We start from the raw sequence: 16,703 nt of genomic DNA on the forward strand, positions 1-16,703 counted from the left end.
AGGACATTAGATAAAATATCCAGGAAATACTAAAATATATAACTACTAAAAATTCCCTCTCCTCTGGAGAGGGTCAGGCTGAAGCAAAATGGAAACATTAACAATAGAACAACCGACAAAGACGCAAGATTTCCTGCCGTTGAACGGCACGGATTATATCGAATTTTATGTAGGCAATGCCAAGCAGGCCGCGCATTTTTACAAAACCGCTTTCGGATTTCAAAGCCTGGCGTATGCAGGTCCTGAGACTGGCGTGCGCGACCGCGTATCGTATGTATTACAGCAGGAGAAGATCAGGATCATGCTAACTACGCCCTTGCATTCGGAGCATCCGATAGCAGAACATATTAAAAAACATGGCGACGGTGTAAAAGCTTTGGCCCTTTGGGTTGACGATGCTTATGATGCCTTTGAGCAAACCACCAAGCGCGGCGCAAAAGCTTATCAGGAGCCACAAACCTTGACAGATGAACATGGCGAAGTACGTACCAGCGGCATTGTGCTGTATGGCGAAACGGTACACCTGTTCATCGAACGTAAAAACTATAACGGTACTTTTTTACCGGGATATAAAGAATGGAAATCTGACTACAATCCGGAGTCAACAGGCTTGCTTTATGTAGACCACTGCGTGGGTAACGTAGGCTGGCATAAAATGAACGAATGGGTAAACTTTTACGAAGACATTATGGGCTTCCGTAATATCCTGACGTTTGACGACAAAATGATCTCGACCGAATATTCGGCGTTGATGAGTAAGGTAATGAGCAATGGCAATGGTTACGTGAAATTTCCGATCAACGAACCGGCTGAGGGTAAAAAGAAATCGCAGATTGAAGAATACCTCGAATTTTATGAAGGCGAAGGTGTACAACACATGGCTTTGGCTTCACATGATATTGTAGAAACTGTAACGGCATTAAAAAACCGTGGTGTGGAGTTTTTGACTGTACCTAATACCTATTACGATGACCTGCTCGATCGTGTAGGCCATATTGATGAAGATCTGGAGCCGCTAAAAAAACTGGGTATCCTCGTAGACCGGGACGACGAAGGATACCTGCTTCAGATTTTTACCAAACCTGTAGAAGACCGCCCAACCGTGTTCTTCGAAATTATACAACGTAAAGGCGCCCGCTCTTTTGGAGCGGGTAACTTTAAAGCCTTGTTCGAAGCCATAGAACGCGAGCAGGAGCTAAGAGGCAATTTGTAACTGTTAACTGATTGATAGTAACCCAGAAATGGGTGGAGCCCCCGACGTGTCGGGGGCTTTTTTGTGTACCACAATATGCCTAATAGTTAATAAAAAAGGTGTTTTCACGGTATCAATACGGGTGATAATGCGGATTGCGCATTTTGGTCATTTTTTGTCTCTTTATATCATATTTGTTTAATAGACCTATACCTTATCAGAACCAAATAGAAGAGCCCTCTTCTACATCATCGCAGAATACGAAGCCCGCACAAGCGGGCTTTTGTAGTTAATGGGGTTTTCTTAATTTAGTATTTAACAAAACCCATTATCTGTAAAATCATGGCAATTCTCGATCCTCGCGTAGACGCTTACATTGCTAAAGTTCCCGCGTATGCAAAGCCGGTATTGGAGCATTTCCGCGACCTGGTACACCAAGCTGATCCCGACATTAAGGAAACCATTAAATGGGGACACGTACACTTCGATCTTAAAAGCCCAATTTGTTATATGGCCGCGTTTAAGGCGCATTGCAGGATGGGTTTCTGGCACAGCGGTATGTTGCCCGATCCCGAAGGGTGGTTTAAAGGCGGCGAAGAAGAAGGTCGCTTATACAAAATTACCGGCCTGGCAGATATGCCACCCGATGAAATCATTTTGTGGTATTTAAAGAATGCGATAGATAATAACAAGCAAGGTATTAAACCAAGTAAAGCTAAAGCCCAGCCAAAGGCCAAGGTAGAATTATCAATGCCCGATGATTTTGATGAGCTGCTTAACGGCCATGCCGCAGCCCGGGACAATTATGAGAATTTCAGCCCATCCAAACGCAGGGAATACCTCGAGTGGTTTGCCGATGCCAAAACAGATGCCACCCGGCTGAAGCGTTTAAATACTGCTATAGAATGGATTGCCGAAGGGAAATCGAGGAATTGGAAGTATCAGTAAGTACGACATAAAAAGGGTGTCATCCTGAGCTGCGTCGAAGGATAGCGGGCAGGCCATCTGCACCATACTTCGAGGCCCTCAGCATGACACCCCATATTATTATTGAGTATTATTACTCTATATAACTCTCCAAAATCTTAAACCCGGTTGAGGTCACCAGCTCAACCTTATCAATGGTCTTCGGTAACAACATGCAATCGCCCATTTTTACATCATAGCTTTGATCTGCGTATTTGATTTGGAAGGCGCCTTCAACACAAACGTATATTACAAATGAATCCAGGTTGCTGTAATCTTTTGAGGTGTTCTCGGTAAAGTCCATTACGTTGGTGGTAAAGTAAGGGCACGTTACCAGGTGAACGTCTTCGTTTTTCTTAGGCGTATACGCGGTTTTGTACTGGTTGTAAAACTTATAATCTATAGCGGCAAGGGCCTCTTCGGTGTGCAGTTCGCGTTTGTTGCCTTTATCGTCTACACGGTCGAAATCGTAGATACGGTAAGTAATGTCTGATGTTTGCTGAATCTCGGCAATCAGCAAGCCCTTACCAATGGTATGCACACGGCCGGCTGGCAAAAAGAACACATCACCTGCTTTAACGTCCTCGCGGTTAAGGATGTCCATAATGTGGCCGCTGTTCAGTTTATCTAAATAAATCTGCTCGTTTACTTCCTGGTTAAACCCGCTGATCAATGTAGAACCCGGATCTGCTTCTATCACATACCACATTTCGGTTTTGCCGAAAGAGTTGTGGCGTTTTTTAGCCAGCTCATCATTAGGGTGTACCTGGATAGAAAGGTCGTCATTGGCATCAATAAACTTAACCAGCAGTGGGAAGATATTGCCAAAGTGGTCGTATACCTTTTTACCTACCAGTTCATCTTTATATTGTTCTAACAAGTCGGCTAATGATTCGCCGTCGAGGCTGCCGCCGTCAACAACAGAAACATCGCTTTTTACGCCCGATATTTCCCAGGTTTCGCCACAGTTAGGCAAATCGCCAAAGTCTTTATGCAGGTAAGTTTCAATCTTGTGCCCACCCCAGATTTTGTCTTTGTAGATGGTTTTAAATTTTAATGGATATAATGATGACATGGTAAAATGTGTATGTTTCTTTAAAGTAATTTGCTAATAGTACGCCAGTTCACATAATTGCGAGGTACGAAGCAATCTCCAAACTACAGAGCAGTTCTGTATATCGGATGCTTCGACGTAGCTCAGCACAACAAACGCTTCGTTTTTCGCATGATGATGGCCGGCAAACAAATATATACATAAACAACAAAGGCCGCTTAATGTTAAGCGGCCTTTTCAATATACAAAAGCGAGAAATTACTTACCTAATTTAGCTTTCAGGTTTTCGTCAATTGCTTCTAAGAATTCTTCGGTGTACAGGTAGTCGGTACCGTGTTCAACTTTAGGTTTAATGGTGATAGCCAAATCTTTGGTCATTTTACCACTTTCTACAGTTTCGATACAAACTTCTTCCAGTGCTTTACAGAAATCGATCAGCTCCTGGTTGCCATCTAAAATACCACGGAACTCTAAACCACGGGTCCATGCAAAAATAGATGCAATTGGGTTGGTAGAAGTTTTGCGGCCGGCTTGATACTCGCGGAAGTGGCGGGTAACTGTACCGTGTGCAGCTTCAGCTTCCATAACGGTACCGTCTGGAGTAACCAGGGTAGAGGTCATTAAGCCTAATGAACCAAAACCTTGTGCTACAGTGTCAGACTGAACGTCGCCATCATAGTTTTTACAAGCCCAAACAAAGTTACCATTCCATTTAAGGGCAGATGCAACCATGTCATCAATTAAACGGTGCTCGTAAGTGATACCAGCATCAGCAAATTTTTGTTTGTAATCGTTTTGGTAGATCTCTTCGAAAATATCTTTAAAACGGCCATCATATTTCTTTAAGATGGTGTTTTTAGTAGATAAGTATAAAGGCCAGCCTTTCATTAAAGCCTGGTTAAAGCAAGCGTGAGCAAAGCCTTTGATAGACTCGTCGGTGTTGTACATTGCCAAAGCAACGCCATCGCCTTTAAAGTTAAACACTTCGAATGATTGCTCTTCGCCGCCATCTTCTGGTGTAAATTTGATAGTAAGTTTACCTTTGCCTTTGGTTACAAAGTCGGTAGCACGGTACTGGTCGCCAAAAGCGTGACGGCCAATGCAGATAGGTGCAGTCCAGTTAGGTACTAAACGAGGTACGTTGTTCATTACAATCGGCTCGCGGAATACAGTACCATCCAGAATGTTACGGATAGTTCCGTTTGGCGATTTCCACATTTGTTTCAAGCCAAACTCTTCTACACGGGCTTCATCCGGTGTAATGGTTGCGCATTTGATACCTACACCATATTGTTTAATAGCGTTGGCAGCATCAATGGTCACCTGATCGTTAGTTTCGTCACGATATTCGATACCAAGGTCATAGTACTTAATATCCAGATCAAGATAAGGCAGGATAAGTTTATCTTTAATAAACTTCCATATGATGCGGGTCATTTCGTCGCCGTCCAGTTCTACAACCGGATTTTCTACTTTAATTTTTGACATTTCTGATAAACTTTTGCGGTTAGTGGTTCCAAATATATAAAATTGAGTTTATCTAAACCGATTAAAACCGAAATGTATGACTTTGTAAATACATTTATACAAGAGTGTTAATGATTTGGAAAGGTTGACTTAATGTTGGTAATCTTATGATGCAAAAAATGGGTATCAATGGAATCATAACTTTAAGGACAATCTTTAACTTTGCGCTAATGGTAAAAAGAACCGCCTGCTGTTTTTTTGCATTACTGTTTTTTGCGAGCGGTGTGATACTGCCATTGGGCGATTTTTCGTTACTACGTGATATCCCCCAGATGTATAAGAATTATACGGCCGTTACCTCGGCAGATGAAATGGGAGCGATTGATTTTATTGGCGACTACCTGCTCCACGGAAAAGAAATTTTCGGCAACAATAAGGACGACAAAATACCAGCCAGCGGAAACCCGGTTCAGTTTCAGCATCAGGCAAGCCCTTTGAACGTGGTTTTTGTACAACCTACCGTCACTTTACTACTTGTGCCCGAAGTCGTGATAACTCATTCGCAATTTTATCAATCATTTTACCCCTCGGGTTACCGTAGGGTGCTGCTTCGCCCGCCGCATAGCTAGTCATAGCATTCGAAAATCTTAATCAATCTATTTATTTTATTATAATAGCCAATGGCATGCCTTCCCGTATCCATTGGCTGAAGCTATATGCAAATTCATGAAAAAAACCATCGTGCTTATTTTCTATGTGTTGTTATCTGCCACTTTGGTAACGGCACAAAATATCTTTAGAGCAAAAGTGGTTAATAATCAAACTAAAGCTTTGTTAAAAGGAGCCACCGCTGCTATACCCGACCTTAAAATCTCTACCAGTGCCGACACCAGCGGAATGATAACAATAACTAATATTCCAGATGGGAGCTTTGCAGTTACCATTACTTATGTTGGTTTTAGTGTGAGTAAGCTTGTTTATAAATTTCCTTTAAAGAACCCGGGGCAAATTTTTGAGATTGGTCTCGAACCGGCTTCGGGTGAATTGGCGGAGGTGGTAGTACAAACCACCCGTATAAATCAAAATCTACGGGATGTTCCCACCAGGATTGAAGCCTTGCCCTCCGAAGAGCTGGACGAGAAGAGTACCATGCGACCGGGCGACATTAAAATGTTGTTAGGTGAAGCAACGGGCGTCCATGTGCAGCAAACCTCGGCTGTGAGCTCAAACGCCAGCTTTCGGATTCAAGGTTTGGATAGCCGTTATACGCAACTTTTGCAGGATGGTATGCCTTTATATTCCGGTTTTTCGGGTGGCTTGAGTCTTTTGCAGATCAGCCCGCTTAACCTAAATCAAGTAGAGTTTGTTAAAGGTTCGGCATCGACACTTTATGGTGGCGGAGCCATAGCGGGCTTAATTAACCTCATTAGCAAAACCCCGCAGAACAGCCCCGAACTTACTTTCCTGTTAAACGGCACGAGTGCTAAGGGCGCAGATGCGAGTATCTACTATAGCGAAAAGGGTAAATCTGTTGGTGCCACTATTTTTGGCTCTTATAATCATAATGGTGCTTTCGATCCTTTCAATACAGGTTTTAGTGCAATTCCTCAAACTAACCGTTTTACAATTAACCCTAAAGTCTTTCTATACTTTAATGAGCGGAATACAGGCTGGTTTGGCATAAATACTACCTACGAGAACCGCTACGGCGGCGACATGCAGGTACTGGACGGTAACACAGATAATGTGCATCAGTATTTTGAACGAAATAAAACGTTCCGTTTTTCTACACAGCTATCGTTTACGCATAAAATTGATGAAGAAAGTCAAATTAATTTTAAGAATTCGATCGGGTATTTCGACCGGCGGTTGAGCGAGCCTGGCTTTGATTTCAAGGGCAAACAAGTTTCATCTTACAGTGAAGTAAACTACGTGCGAAACGGTGAAAAAGCTTCATGGGTGGCAGGTTCCAGCCTTGTAACTGATAATTTTATGGCGAAGCCACCACAAGATAACTTAAATTATAACCTTACTACCATAGGGTTATTTGCACAAAATACCTACAGGGCAACATCCTGGTTTTCGCTCGAAAGCGGGTTGAGGGTTGATGAGAATACGCCGGCGCCAGCTAGGCCATCAAATGGGTTTTTCTTTTTACCCCGAATAAATGCCTTGTTTAAAATAAACGCTCATTTAACCAGTAGAATTGGTGGTGGCTTAGGCTATAAAATGCCGTCATTATTTAACGATCAAGCAGAAGATGATGGATATCAGCATATCAAACCCTTAAATATTGGCAGTACCATGGCCGAGCAATCGAGCGGATTAAATGCCGATCTCAACTACAAAAGCGCACTTGGCGACGAAGCCTTTATCAATGTTAATCAACTGTTTTTCTATACGCATATCAATCATCCACTGGTGCTGCAAAACAATACCTTTATTACTGCCCCCGGGTTTTTAGCAACTCATGGAGCCGAAACCAACATTAAGTTGATTATGGATGAACTGGTGTTTTATTTAGGATACACTTACACAGACACCAAACAACATCTCAATGACATGCTCGGCACGCAGCCTTTAACCCCAAAAAATCAATTAAATTTTGATGCCACCTACGAAATTGAGGGCAGTTACCGTTTTGGAGCCGAAAGCTTCTATACAAGTTCGCAATTACTTAATGATGGTACAATGGGGAGAGGATTTGTAACCTTTGGTTTGCTGGTACAAAAAATGTGGAAACACCTGGATTTGTTTATCAATGCCGAAAACCTTACCAACCGAAGTCAAGCCAAATGGGGTAGCATTTATACAGGCAGTATTACCAATCCGGATTTTAAGGACATCTATACCCCGTTAGAAGGCGTAGTAGTTAACGCTGGTGTTAGGATTAAGCTTTTGAATAAATAGGGTTCGTTATTCAATAATTATTTTTCGCTAACTTGCTAACACAATCCCTCGTTGCGTGTGTTTTATAAGCACAGGTTTATACCGTAATATTTAAAAATACAACCTATGAGTAAACAACAATTTAATCCGGAGTTTAACGATGAAAACCTGGACAGAGATAAAAGAATAAGAGAAGACCTTGGTGAAGAACCTGCTGCGCAAGACTTGAAATATGATCCGGAAACTGATAGCTACGAAATAGAGGTTGATGGCGATGATCCGGACTACGATCCGCCCGCATTGTTCGATACAGCGGCTCCAGGGGGTAGTGATGCCAATTCTGACTATGACGAATCGAACCCTTACGATACCCGCGGTGAGTATGACAGGACCCGCTCAATAGAAACCGATGTTGATTCCTTAGGTATGCATATTGACGACGGTAAGATCACCGAATTAAGCCCGCTCGACGAAGAACTTTCGCGTACGCCGGAAGATGACCGTGACGATTTGGACGAAGAGGGTTACCCGAAAAACGACGGCGAATACAAGCAATAATACAAGCCATAAGAAGAGGGGCCGGCATTAACTGCCTGCCCTTTTTTGTTGCTGGTGCGCCAAAAACGTGCAATAATAGCAGCCGTAATTTCACAGTAATTTCATTTAATTATTACAAACGGAAAGCACTCAAAGGGGATTCATTCCTTTACATTTGATAACATTATGGCAAACCTATTTTCTCCTTTAACAATAAAAAATCTGCAATTAAAAAACCGTATCGTGGTATCGCCCATGTGCGAATATTCGAGTACCGACGGTTTTGCCAACAACTGGCACCTGGTACATTTAGGCAGCAGGGCAATAGGGGGCGCAGCGCTGATTATAACAGAAGCTGCAGCTGTATCGCCCGAAGGCCGCATCTCCTACGGCGACCTTGGGATCTGGAAAGATGAACACATCGAGAAGCTAAAGGAGATCACTGACTTTGTGCACGAGCAAGGTGCATATATAGGTACTCAACTGGCACATGCCGGCCGTAAAGCCAGTCGCGAAAAACCCTGGTTGGGTAACGCCCAACTGCTGGCGAATAACGAAAATGGGTGGGATACTGTTGGAGCGAGCCCCATTCCGTTTACAGAAACCGAACATGCCCCAATCGCGCTCGACAAGGCAGGTATCGAACAAGTAAAAGCCGATTTTAAAGCTGCAGCAATACGCGCCGATAAAGCCGGGTTTGATATGATTGAGTTGCACGGCGCACATGGCTACCTGATCAATCAGTTTTTGTCGCCCTTAACCAATAAGCGTACCGACGAATACGGAGGTTCTTTCGAAAACCGCACCCGCTTTCTGTTAGAACTTATTGACAGTGTACATGAAGTATGGCCTTCGGAGAAAGCTTTATTTGTGCGTATATCTTCTACCGAATGGGTCGATGGCGGTTGGACTGCCGACGACTCTGTTGCTTTGGTAAAAGTTTTAAAAACCAAAGGTGTAGACCTGATCGATTGTTCGAGCGGTGGTAATTCGCCATTACAGAAAATACCTATCGGCCCCGGATACCAAGTGGAGTTTGCAGAAAGAATAAAAAAGGAGGCCGATGTACTAACCGGAGCCGTAGGATTGATCACAACCTCCAAACAAGCAGACGAAATTATCAGTAATGGTCAGGCCGACTTGGTGTTGCTGGCTCGTGAGTTTTTGCGCGATCCTCATTTCCCACTGCGTGCAGCACACGAACTCAATGTTGACATTAAATGGCCCGATCAATACGACAGGGCGCAGTGGAGGAAGAAGTAAGAGAGTCCGGAAGTCGGAAAGACTGGAAGTCCGAAAGCTAAATACCTGTGCAAAGACATTAACAAATTATCAAATAGACAAATCAACAAATTAATCACACACTATGAAACGTACAGCAAACGCCCATTGGGCAGGCACACTTAAAGATGGTAAAGGCGAAATAACTACCCAAAGCACTACTTTAAACAAAACCCAATACTCTTTCAAAACCCGTTTTGAAGATGGTGTAGGCACTAACCCGGAAGAACTAATCGCGGCAGCGCATGCTGGTTGTTTTACCATGGCAGTAGGCGCAGCGCTTTCTCAGCAAGGCATTACCCCTGGCGATTTAACAACCGATGCTATTTTAGATCTTGATATGATTGCTTTGGAAATTAAAGGTATCCATCTTGATTTGAAAGCATCTGCTATCGATGGCGTATCTGAAGAACAATTTAAACAAATTGCCGAAGGCGCTAAAGCTGGCTGTATCATTTCAAAAGCACTGAGTGTGCCAATTACAATGGATGTAACTTACGGGGTATAAACGTTGATATGGTGTGTCATTGCGAGGAGGTACGACGAAGCAACCTCGTAGCCAATGCATAATCAACGCGCGACGAGGTTGCCGCGCTAACGCTCGCAATGACACAATTTTATAAGAACATATTAAAAAGAGCAGATAAACCAATCCGCTCTTTTGTTGTCTAATAGCTATATTTAATTATTATGGCTTCAAGCTCGCGTTCGCGCATTTCGATAACACTGGCGGTTACCCTGGCAATTGCTGCCTTTCTAATTTTCATGTTCTTTTATCTCAAGCATCAGTTTACGGCAACACATACCGAAGTTACTGAGGATGTGATGGTGCAAAAAATAACCAGCATGGGCAAGCTCGAACTGGTTAAATACTCTATGAAAGATGTGATAGAGAAAAAAGAAGTACACACCTTTTTACCCGATGAGAAAGTGCTGTTCCTGGCAGTAGGGGAGGTAACGGCTTGCATCGACCTTACTAAAATTAAGAAGGAAGATATTAAGCAAAATTTCAACCACGACACGGTAACTGTTATGATGCCCAAAGCCGAGATCTGCTATGTAAAGCTGGATCATCAACGGTCGAGGGTTTATGATATTACCGGCGCCATCTTCCCCGGCAACGCCAAAAATATGGTAGAAGATACCTACAAGCTTGCCGAAAAACGCCTACTGGATAACGCCAAAGAAATGGACATTACCACCAAGGCCCAGGATAATGCTTACCTGATATTTAAGCCTATGCTGGAGAATATTTCGGGTAAAGTGGTGATGATTAAGTTTAAGTAGGTTTAGGTGATAGCGGATTAATTTATTTGTTAAAAAGTCTATTGCTTTTTAATCCTATTAATCGATAATGATAGATTTGTGGAAACAACTATATGACTAAGATGCCTTATCAATGTTCCGTTTGTAACGAAGTACACCACGACTGGCCTGCAATAGCTTTTAATTCTCCTCATTATTATCATATTCTTTCGCAGGAAGATAAAGACAAACTAGCAACTCTTAGCGAAGATTGGTGCATCATTGATTATGGCGACCAGACTGACCGCTTCATTCGGGCCATACTTCGTTTGCCAGTAATTGATACCGATCAGACGCTTGAATACGGAGTATGGGTGTCAGTCAGTGAAAAGAACTTCGTCCATTATATGGACAACTTTAATGAAGATATCGAAGGCACCACTTTTTTCGGCTATCTCTGCAACCAAATTTCCGAGTACGATAACACCTTATCGCTCAAAACCAACGTTGTTTGCGGTTCCAAAGGTCAACGACCAGAAGTGTTTCCCCACAAAGACCAAGACAATGCCTTTGTACACGATTGCATTTATGGCATTACTCAGGAAGAAGCAGATAAACGGGTACATGTGTTGTTGAATTAACGGTCTAGTTATTAAATTTTAAGTGTAAATCTAACAATGAGGCATCCATTTTACACCATTTTAAATGTTATTTATCAAGCCATAATATGTTGGATATTAATTATTTTGAACGCATATTATAATGAGTTGATCATCCCTGAAAACTTAATGCATTCACCCGAGAAAGCTTGGCTGAAAATACTAATTGCCCTTACGGAAGGGGTTACAATGTTAATGATAGTTTATGTGAGTAATCGAGTCGCTTTAAGCGACACAGCCGATGATCTGCGTTCAAAACGTATTGTAAACAGAACCGGAAAAATACAATTAATAATTACAGCTTGTTTTATGATTGCAGTGATCTTAAATTGACCTGATTGGCACTTGCAATTATGTAATTCCATAGCTGGCGGAGCCTGCCGGCGTGACCAATAAACCCACTACCCCCAAAAAGCCCTCTCCTTTAGGAGAGGGCAGCACTATCATTGCACCTCGCACTAACATTCACGGGTGAGGTCTTCGGTCTTTAAAACCTTGTATACAACGCAATCTGCGCTACGTGGTTCATGGTATTGTTTGTCAATCCATTAATGTATTGGTTGAGGTAGCCTGCCTCTAAATCTAGCTTCCTGCTAAAGCGGTAGCCAAAGGCAGCGTATGCGCGGTTCTGGTCAAAAAAGGCGTTGTTGGTTTTATCCTTGTTTTGCACGTTCACAAAAACTTCGTTTTGCAGGCCTACAAAAGTGCCTTTGGTAAAGTCGGCGGTTTTTTGGGTAGGTATTACGCCGCGGATAAAATAGCGGAAGCGCTGGGCAAAAAATGCGTCGCTCGGCCCCTGTTTATCTACAAAGCGTTGCTCTAGTCTAAAGCGGTGCATAACAGCGGTGCGCTGTATTTTGTGGGTGTAAATATATTGCTCCCAAATACGTTGTTCGACACGGAAGGTATTTTCGGTATCAGTTACCCGGTGTGTTCCAGTAAATAAGTATCCAACCGTAGCTATCTTATTTTTCTTAAAGTAATAGCTAACGCCAGGGCGAATCAGTGGGTGTTTTAAATACTTCCAGTCGTCGGCAGATCGAAACTGGGCATCAAAAGCAAGCCCCCAGTGCTCTGAGAATTTTTGTGTATGAAACCATGCCCCCCAGCCCGAAAACTCTTGCTTGGTTTGTGCCTGCGCAGTAAACGCAAGTGTAACAGCCGCAAAAGCCATTAATAATTTTACTCTCATAAGTACCCTTAATTGTAAAGTTTGTAAGTTCTAAAAAAAAGAAATTGTTATAAATGATCTGGGGGCTTGATCGTCTGCAAATATAGGAATTCTGATCAATACCTAAAATATTAGGTATCAGACTAGTTACATTCAAACAGAAGTGTTATCTTAGAAGATTAACTCTAAAAGCTTCAAACAATTATGACTCCAAACTTTATCAAACGCCTGTGTTTATCAGTCGCAGGTGCTTTGTGTATGCTCATTGTGCATGCGCAGCCCCGGCTTCCGCAAAGCTATTTCTGGAAGAAATTACCTAACGGACTGGAAGTAGTAGTGATAGAAAATACGAAGGTTCCGTTAACCACTATCGAAATTGCGGTTAAAAATGGCGCATATACGGAAGGCCCCGAGTACAGCGGACTTTCGCATCTGTTTGAGCATATGTTTTTTAAGGCAAATAAGGACTATCCCGATCAGGCATCGTTTTTAAAACGTACCCAGGAACTGGGTGCCATCTGGAATGGTACCACCGATGTAGAACGTGTTAACTACTTCTTCACCTTTGATAAAGACAGTTTAAATGCAGGTTTAAAGTTCATGAACGCGGCTATCCGCTTCCCGATTTATCGCGAAGAAGATATGAAGAAAGAGCGCCCTGTAGTTGATGGAGAGTTTCAGCGTGCCGAAAGCGACCCGGGTTTCCAGATCTGGTACGAAACACAGAAGCATCTTTGGGGCGATCTGATTACCCGTAAAAATCCAATCGGAATCCACGAGATCATCAACACCGCAACGCCTGAGAAAATGATGATCATCAAGGGGAAATATTATGTACCAAACAATAGCTTGCTAACCATCTGTGGTGATGTAAAGCACGATGACGCATTTGCCATGGCCGAAAGTATTTTTGGAAGTTGGGAAAGCAGTGGCGAAGACCCTCAGGTAAAATATCCGATCCCGCCATTTAAACCTTTAGACAAAACCGAATACTACGTAAAAGAATCATCTATCGCACAAACGCCATATATGTTGTTCTCGTGGCAGGGGCCTGGTTTTGCTACAGACTCTGCCGGTACCTTAGCTGTTGATGTATTTAATACTATTTTGGGCCTTAACTCGTCAAAAATACAGCAAGCCCTGGTTGATAAGGGTTTGGCAACCGCCGCACAGGCAAGCTATCAAACTACGCGTTACACAGGTGAGGTTGATCTATATGTTCTGCCAAACCCTAATAAATTAAAAGAGTGCTATGACGAGGTTCAAAATCAGTTAAACCTGCTGGTAAAACCAGATTATTATACCGACGATCAGCTGAAAGATGCTAAAGCAATTCTACTGCGAAATGCTGTGCGTAATAAGGAAAAACCATCGTCGCTGCCTAGCCAGTTAAGTTATCAATGGTGCAGTACTTCGCTTGATTATTTTACAGATAACGACAGTAATTATCAAAAAATTACCCGTGACGATATAAACCGTTATGTACAAAAATATCTTGCAGGCAAACCAATGGTTGCCGGTATCATCATCAAACCCGAACTAAGTAAACAAACTAACGTTGCCTCTTTTTTTGCAGCTAAATAATTTTTATCGTCATGAAAAAAAGAATTTTTATGCTGCTTGTGGCAGCTACCTTATATAATATTAAGCCTCTACATGCGCAGAATAAGGCTTACGAAACCACAATTGATGGTGTTAAAGTAATAGTGCAACCCAGCGGTAATGATATTGTAGAGATACAAACCGTAATTAAAGGTGGCGTGCAAAACTATCCGGCAACCAAGCAGGGAATCGAGGCTATAGCGATGGATGCGCTTACCGAATGCGGCACGGCCAAATATCCCAAGAACGACTTTAAAAACCAGTTGGATAAAGTAAGTGCTCAGGTTTTTAGCGGCACCTACAAAGATTACTCCGTACTTCGAATGAACTGTATTAAGAGTGATTTTGAAACTGTATGGCCACTGTATGTATCAGCACTTAAAGAGCCGGCATTTGATGCTAAAGAGTTTGTCCGTGTTAAGCAAGATGAGATCAATAATTTGAAAGATGCCGATTCGCGCCCTGATGTGGCTATTAACAATTACGCCAACCAGGTAGCTTTCGCTAATCGCGACTATGCTAAAAATCCGTCGGGTACCGCCGCTATAATGCAAACCTTCACGCCGGATGAAGTTAAGGCCTACTATAAATCTGTTTTTGTAAAGTCGCACCTTACCATTGTTATCGTGGCCGATTTAAGCAAGGAAGAGGTGGAGACTAAAGTGAAGGGTTTACTGGCTGGTGTAAAAGCGGGCTCGCCATTTCAGCAGAAAAAATCATTCTTCAGGGTGTATAAAAATACTTTCTCGTCGCAGCCGCGCGAGTTGGCCACCAACTATGTAGTAGGAATAACCAGCGGTCCGCAACCAGGCAGCCCGGATTACGATGCGTTTTTGGTAGCAATGCGCATATTTTACGATCGTCACTTTTTAGATGTACGTACCAATAATGGCTTATCATATGCGCCGGGTGCGCAGTTTAGCAATGGCAGCACCTCGTTCGCCAAATTCTCGGTATCCACCACCCAACCAGATAAATATATTGCGGTGTTTGACAAACTGGTTGCCAAGATCAAAAGTGAAGGCTTTACTGCCGATGAGGTTAAAAATATGAAAACAACCTACCTCACAAGATTCTACAATACCCAAGAAACCAACAGTGCGCAAGCCAGTTCGATTGTATCTAATGAAGTTATTCAGGATAACTGGCAGCGCTCTTTAACCCTGGCAGATGATGTTAAAAAACTAACTCAGTCGCAGGTTAATGATGCCTTCCGAAAATACATTGGCAACATTGTTTGGGTTTATCAAGGGGATACCAAAAAGGTTAATCCGTTGCTATATACTAATGGTACAATGGGGGCTGATAACCCGGTTAGCCATTAATTAAACATTCGCATTTGACGCAAAGGCCGGCTTTACAACCGGCCTTTGTTATTTCTTACGGCCTTTACCCTCAATCATGGTGACTTCGGTGTTGCCATTCCTCCTTCGCCACACCTGGCCCATGTGCCGGGTAGGCACGTTGTCGCCCAATAGTTTGCCCCAGGGCTTGAGGTCATCTATGCGGTCGAAAACGATTTTGAGTACTGCAACAAATGGCACCGACAAAAACATACCCGACACTCCCCAAAGGGCGTTACCTAGCAAAACGATTACTATAGAAATCAAGGCGTTAATCTGTACCTTAAAAGATACCACTCTTGGAAACACGATATTGTTATCAATAAACTGAATAACGAGGTAGGCTATTACAATGCCAAATTGTGTAGAATAACCGTCTTTAGTAACTGTGGCCATCAGGATCGGTAAGGCGATAGCAATAATACCGCCTATATAAGGCAACATGTTTAAAATTGCACCAATAACGCCAAGGAGTATGGCATACTTAACGCCCAGTAAAAGCAATGCTACAGAGTTCATAATACCCACAATCAGCATTTCTATCAGTAAACCCACGATATAGCTTTGCACGGCCGATTTAGTTTCTTTCAAGATTTCTGCTACACGCGCCGAATTTTCTTCAGAGAATACTTCGTATAAAAAGCTTAAAATCAGTTGCTTGTAAAACAGCATCATAAAAGTATATACGGGTATCAGGAACACGATACCCAATGTGCCTAAAACGGTGTTGAGTGTACGGCCAACCAATGCGTCACCGCTGCTTAAGGCCTTTTTTACAAAATCTACCTGTTTCTGGGTTTCTACGCCAAAATGTTGATATATCCAGCCTTCGAGATCGGTTACGATCTCGCCGAATTTCTGTTCCAGCGTAGGTAATTGGTCGCTAAAAGAAGCAATTTGCGAGGATAAGAAATACATCAAGGCTCCAACAACTATAAAGCAAATAAGTAAGGACAACAGTATAGCAGCAACTTTAGGTATCCTATGTTTTTGAAACCAACTGCATAAGGGGTTTAATAGTATGGCAATCATCAGGGCAAAAGCCAACGGTACCAAAATATCACCCAGCGCCGATAGCATATAAACCAGCAATATCAGCCCGAATAGGATTACGGTGGTTTTAAGATAAAAAGGGTATTCTTTTACAGCCATATAGAGTGTTGAGGGGTATATTATAGTGAATAAAAATTTGGCTAATATGTTTTGATCTGAGACTTTTTTCCCTCTTGAAAGGGGTTAGGGGGGCTTTCTTGTCCTAGTTGTCCTGTTGTAGAATGACTCACCCTTGCCACCGCAC

Annotated in this window: 16 protein-coding genes; 12 read left to right on the forward strand and 4 right to left on the reverse strand. The window is 42.6% G+C overall.

Features of this window, described 5'->3' with window-relative positions:
• Positions 1-88 precede the first annotated feature (88 nt).
• Together hppD and GSY63_RS16095 are read left to right on the forward strand one after the other, a co-directional pair.
• Complete coding sequence (hppD, locus tag GSY63_RS16090) at positions 89-1,213, forward strand: 4-hydroxyphenylpyruvate dioxygenase (protein ID WP_166586824.1); 1,125 nt, start codon at positions 89-91, stop codon at positions 1,211-1,213.
• A 321-nt stretch (positions 1,214-1,534) separates the two neighbouring features.
• Positions 1,535-2,140, forward strand: coding sequence for a YdeI/OmpD-associated family protein (locus GSY63_RS16095; protein WP_166586825.1), 606 nt, complete (start codon positions 1,535-1,537; stop codon positions 2,138-2,140).
• Positions 2,141-2,252: 112 nt separating this feature from the next.
• Here the strand turns inward: GSY63_RS16095 and GSY63_RS16100 are convergent, their stop codons facing one another.
• Positions 2,253-3,233 carry a type I phosphomannose isomerase catalytic subunit gene (locus GSY63_RS16100; RefSeq protein ID WP_166586826.1) on the reverse strand — a complete coding sequence of 327 codons (981 nt, stop codon included), beginning with the start codon at positions 3,231-3,233 and terminating at the stop codon, positions 2,253-2,255.
• Positions 3,234-3,470: 237 nt separating this feature from the next.
• Positions 3,471-4,700 (reverse strand): NADP-dependent isocitrate dehydrogenase, encoded by a 1,230-nt coding sequence (locus GSY63_RS16105; protein ID WP_166586827.1) that lies wholly within the window; start codon positions 4,698-4,700, stop codon positions 3,471-3,473.
• Between the two features lie 209 nt (positions 4,701-4,909).
• Here GSY63_RS16105 and GSY63_RS16110 point away from each other — a divergent pair, with 209 nt between their 5' ends.
• From GSY63_RS16110 to GSY63_RS24695, 8 genes are all read left to right on the forward strand, one after another.
• A complete protein-coding gene (locus tag GSY63_RS16110) occupies positions 4,910-5,308 on the forward strand; it encodes a hypothetical protein (protein ID WP_166586828.1) in 399 nt (132 codons plus the stop codon).
• Between the two features lie 97 nt (positions 5,309-5,405).
• A complete protein-coding gene (locus tag GSY63_RS16115; RefSeq protein WP_166586829.1) occupies positions 5,406-7,589 on the forward strand; it encodes a TonB-dependent receptor in 2,184 nt (727 codons plus the stop codon).
• A gap of 105 nt (positions 7,590-7,694) precedes the next feature.
• Positions 7,695-8,126 carry a hypothetical protein gene (locus tag GSY63_RS16120; protein WP_166586830.1) on the forward strand — a complete coding sequence of 144 codons (432 nt, stop codon included), beginning with the start codon at positions 7,695-7,697 and terminating at the stop codon, positions 8,124-8,126.
• A gap of 165 nt (positions 8,127-8,291) precedes the next feature.
• Positions 8,292-9,368, forward strand: a complete 1,077-nt coding sequence (gene namA, locus GSY63_RS16125; protein WP_166586831.1) for an NADPH dehydrogenase NamA — start codon at positions 8,292-8,294, stop codon at positions 9,366-9,368.
• A gap of 103 nt (positions 9,369-9,471) precedes the next feature.
• Positions 9,472-9,894: an OsmC family protein gene (locus GSY63_RS16130; RefSeq protein ID WP_166586832.1), complete on the forward strand. Its 423-nt coding sequence runs from the start codon at positions 9,472-9,474 to the stop codon at positions 9,892-9,894.
• Positions 9,895-10,076: 182 nt separating this feature from the next.
• Positions 10,077-10,673 carry a DUF4230 domain-containing protein gene (locus GSY63_RS16135; RefSeq protein ID WP_166586833.1) on the forward strand — a complete coding sequence of 199 codons (597 nt, stop codon included), beginning with the start codon at positions 10,077-10,079 and terminating at the stop codon, positions 10,671-10,673.
• Between the two features lie 92 nt (positions 10,674-10,765).
• On the forward strand, positions 10,766-11,272 hold the full coding sequence (locus tag GSY63_RS16140; RefSeq protein WP_166586834.1) for a DUF2199 domain-containing protein: 507 nt from the start codon (positions 10,766-10,768) through the stop codon (positions 11,270-11,272).
• 36 nt (positions 11,273-11,308) lie between these two features.
• Complete coding sequence (locus GSY63_RS24695) at positions 11,309-11,623, forward strand: hypothetical protein (protein ID WP_208094561.1); 315 nt, start codon at positions 11,309-11,311, stop codon at positions 11,621-11,623.
• Positions 11,624-11,777: 154 nt separating this feature from the next.
• On the opposite strand, the gene GSY63_RS16145 is transcribed toward GSY63_RS24695, so the two are convergent.
• Positions 11,778-12,482: a DUF2490 domain-containing protein gene (locus GSY63_RS16145; RefSeq protein WP_166586835.1), complete on the reverse strand. Its 705-nt coding sequence runs from the start codon at positions 12,480-12,482 to the stop codon at positions 11,778-11,780.
• Between the two features lie 183 nt (positions 12,483-12,665).
• Between GSY63_RS16145 and GSY63_RS16150 the strand changes: the two genes are divergently transcribed.
• Both GSY63_RS16150 and GSY63_RS16155 read left to right on the forward strand, forming a co-directional pair.
• Positions 12,666-14,045 (forward strand): M16 family metallopeptidase, encoded by a 1,380-nt coding sequence (locus GSY63_RS16150; RefSeq protein ID WP_243749245.1) that lies wholly within the window; start codon positions 12,666-12,668, stop codon positions 14,043-14,045.
• Positions 14,046-14,056: 11 nt separating this feature from the next.
• Positions 14,057-15,388, forward strand: a complete 1,332-nt coding sequence (locus GSY63_RS16155; protein WP_166586836.1) for a M16 family metallopeptidase — start codon at positions 14,057-14,059, stop codon at positions 15,386-15,388.
• A 48-nt stretch (positions 15,389-15,436) separates the two neighbouring features.
• Here GSY63_RS16155 and GSY63_RS16160 read toward each other — a convergent pair whose 3' ends face one another.
• Positions 15,437-16,558, reverse strand: coding sequence for an AI-2E family transporter (locus GSY63_RS16160; RefSeq protein WP_166586837.1), 1,122 nt, complete (start codon positions 16,556-16,558; stop codon positions 15,437-15,439).
• Positions 16,559-16,703: the final 145 nt, after the last annotated feature.

Origin of the sequence: Mucilaginibacter agri (assembly GCF_009928685.1) — a bacterium.
GTDB classification, from domain to species: domain Bacteria; phylum Bacteroidota; class Bacteroidia; order Sphingobacteriales; family Sphingobacteriaceae; genus Mucilaginibacter; species Mucilaginibacter agri.

Excerpts from the sequence above, each read along its gene's own strand:
- hppD (WP_166586824.1), top strand. The coding sequence starts at position 89 with ATGGAAACATTAACAATAGAACAACCGACAAAGACGCAAGATTTCCTG.
- GSY63_RS16095 (WP_166586825.1), top strand. The coding sequence starts at position 1,535 with ATGGCAATTCTCGATCCTCGCGTAGACGCTTACATTGCTAAAGTTCCC.
- GSY63_RS16100 (WP_166586826.1), bottom strand. The coding sequence starts at position 3,233 with ATGTCATCATTATATCCATTAAAATTTAAAACCATCTACAAAGACAAA.
- GSY63_RS16105 (WP_166586827.1), bottom strand. The coding sequence starts at position 4,700 with ATGTCAAAAATTAAAGTAGAAAATCCGGTTGTAGAACTGGACGGCGAC.
- GSY63_RS16110 (WP_166586828.1), top strand. The coding sequence starts at position 4,910 with ATGGTAAAAAGAACCGCCTGCTGTTTTTTTGCATTACTGTTTTTTGCG.
- GSY63_RS16115 (WP_166586829.1), top strand. The coding sequence starts at position 5,406 with ATGAAAAAAACCATCGTGCTTATTTTCTATGTGTTGTTATCTGCCACT.
- GSY63_RS16120 (WP_166586830.1), top strand. The coding sequence starts at position 7,695 with ATGAGTAAACAACAATTTAATCCGGAGTTTAACGATGAAAACCTGGAC.
- namA (WP_166586831.1), top strand. The coding sequence starts at position 8,292 with ATGGCAAACCTATTTTCTCCTTTAACAATAAAAAATCTGCAATTAAAA.
- GSY63_RS16130 (WP_166586832.1), top strand. The coding sequence starts at position 9,472 with ATGAAACGTACAGCAAACGCCCATTGGGCAGGCACACTTAAAGATGGT.
- GSY63_RS16135 (WP_166586833.1), top strand. The coding sequence starts at position 10,077 with ATGGCTTCAAGCTCGCGTTCGCGCATTTCGATAACACTGGCGGTTACC.
- GSY63_RS16140 (WP_166586834.1), top strand. The coding sequence starts at position 10,766 with ATGACTAAGATGCCTTATCAATGTTCCGTTTGTAACGAAGTACACCAC.
- GSY63_RS24695 (WP_208094561.1), top strand. The coding sequence starts at position 11,309 with ATGAGGCATCCATTTTACACCATTTTAAATGTTATTTATCAAGCCATA.
- GSY63_RS16145 (WP_166586835.1), bottom strand. The coding sequence starts at position 12,482 with ATGAGAGTAAAATTATTAATGGCTTTTGCGGCTGTTACACTTGCGTTT.
- GSY63_RS16150 (WP_243749245.1), top strand. The coding sequence starts at position 12,666 with ATGACTCCAAACTTTATCAAACGCCTGTGTTTATCAGTCGCAGGTGCT.
- GSY63_RS16155 (WP_166586836.1), top strand. The coding sequence starts at position 14,057 with ATGAAAAAAAGAATTTTTATGCTGCTTGTGGCAGCTACCTTATATAAT.
- GSY63_RS16160 (WP_166586837.1), bottom strand. The coding sequence starts at position 16,558 with ATGGCTGTAAAAGAATACCCTTTTTATCTTAAAACCACCGTAATCCTA.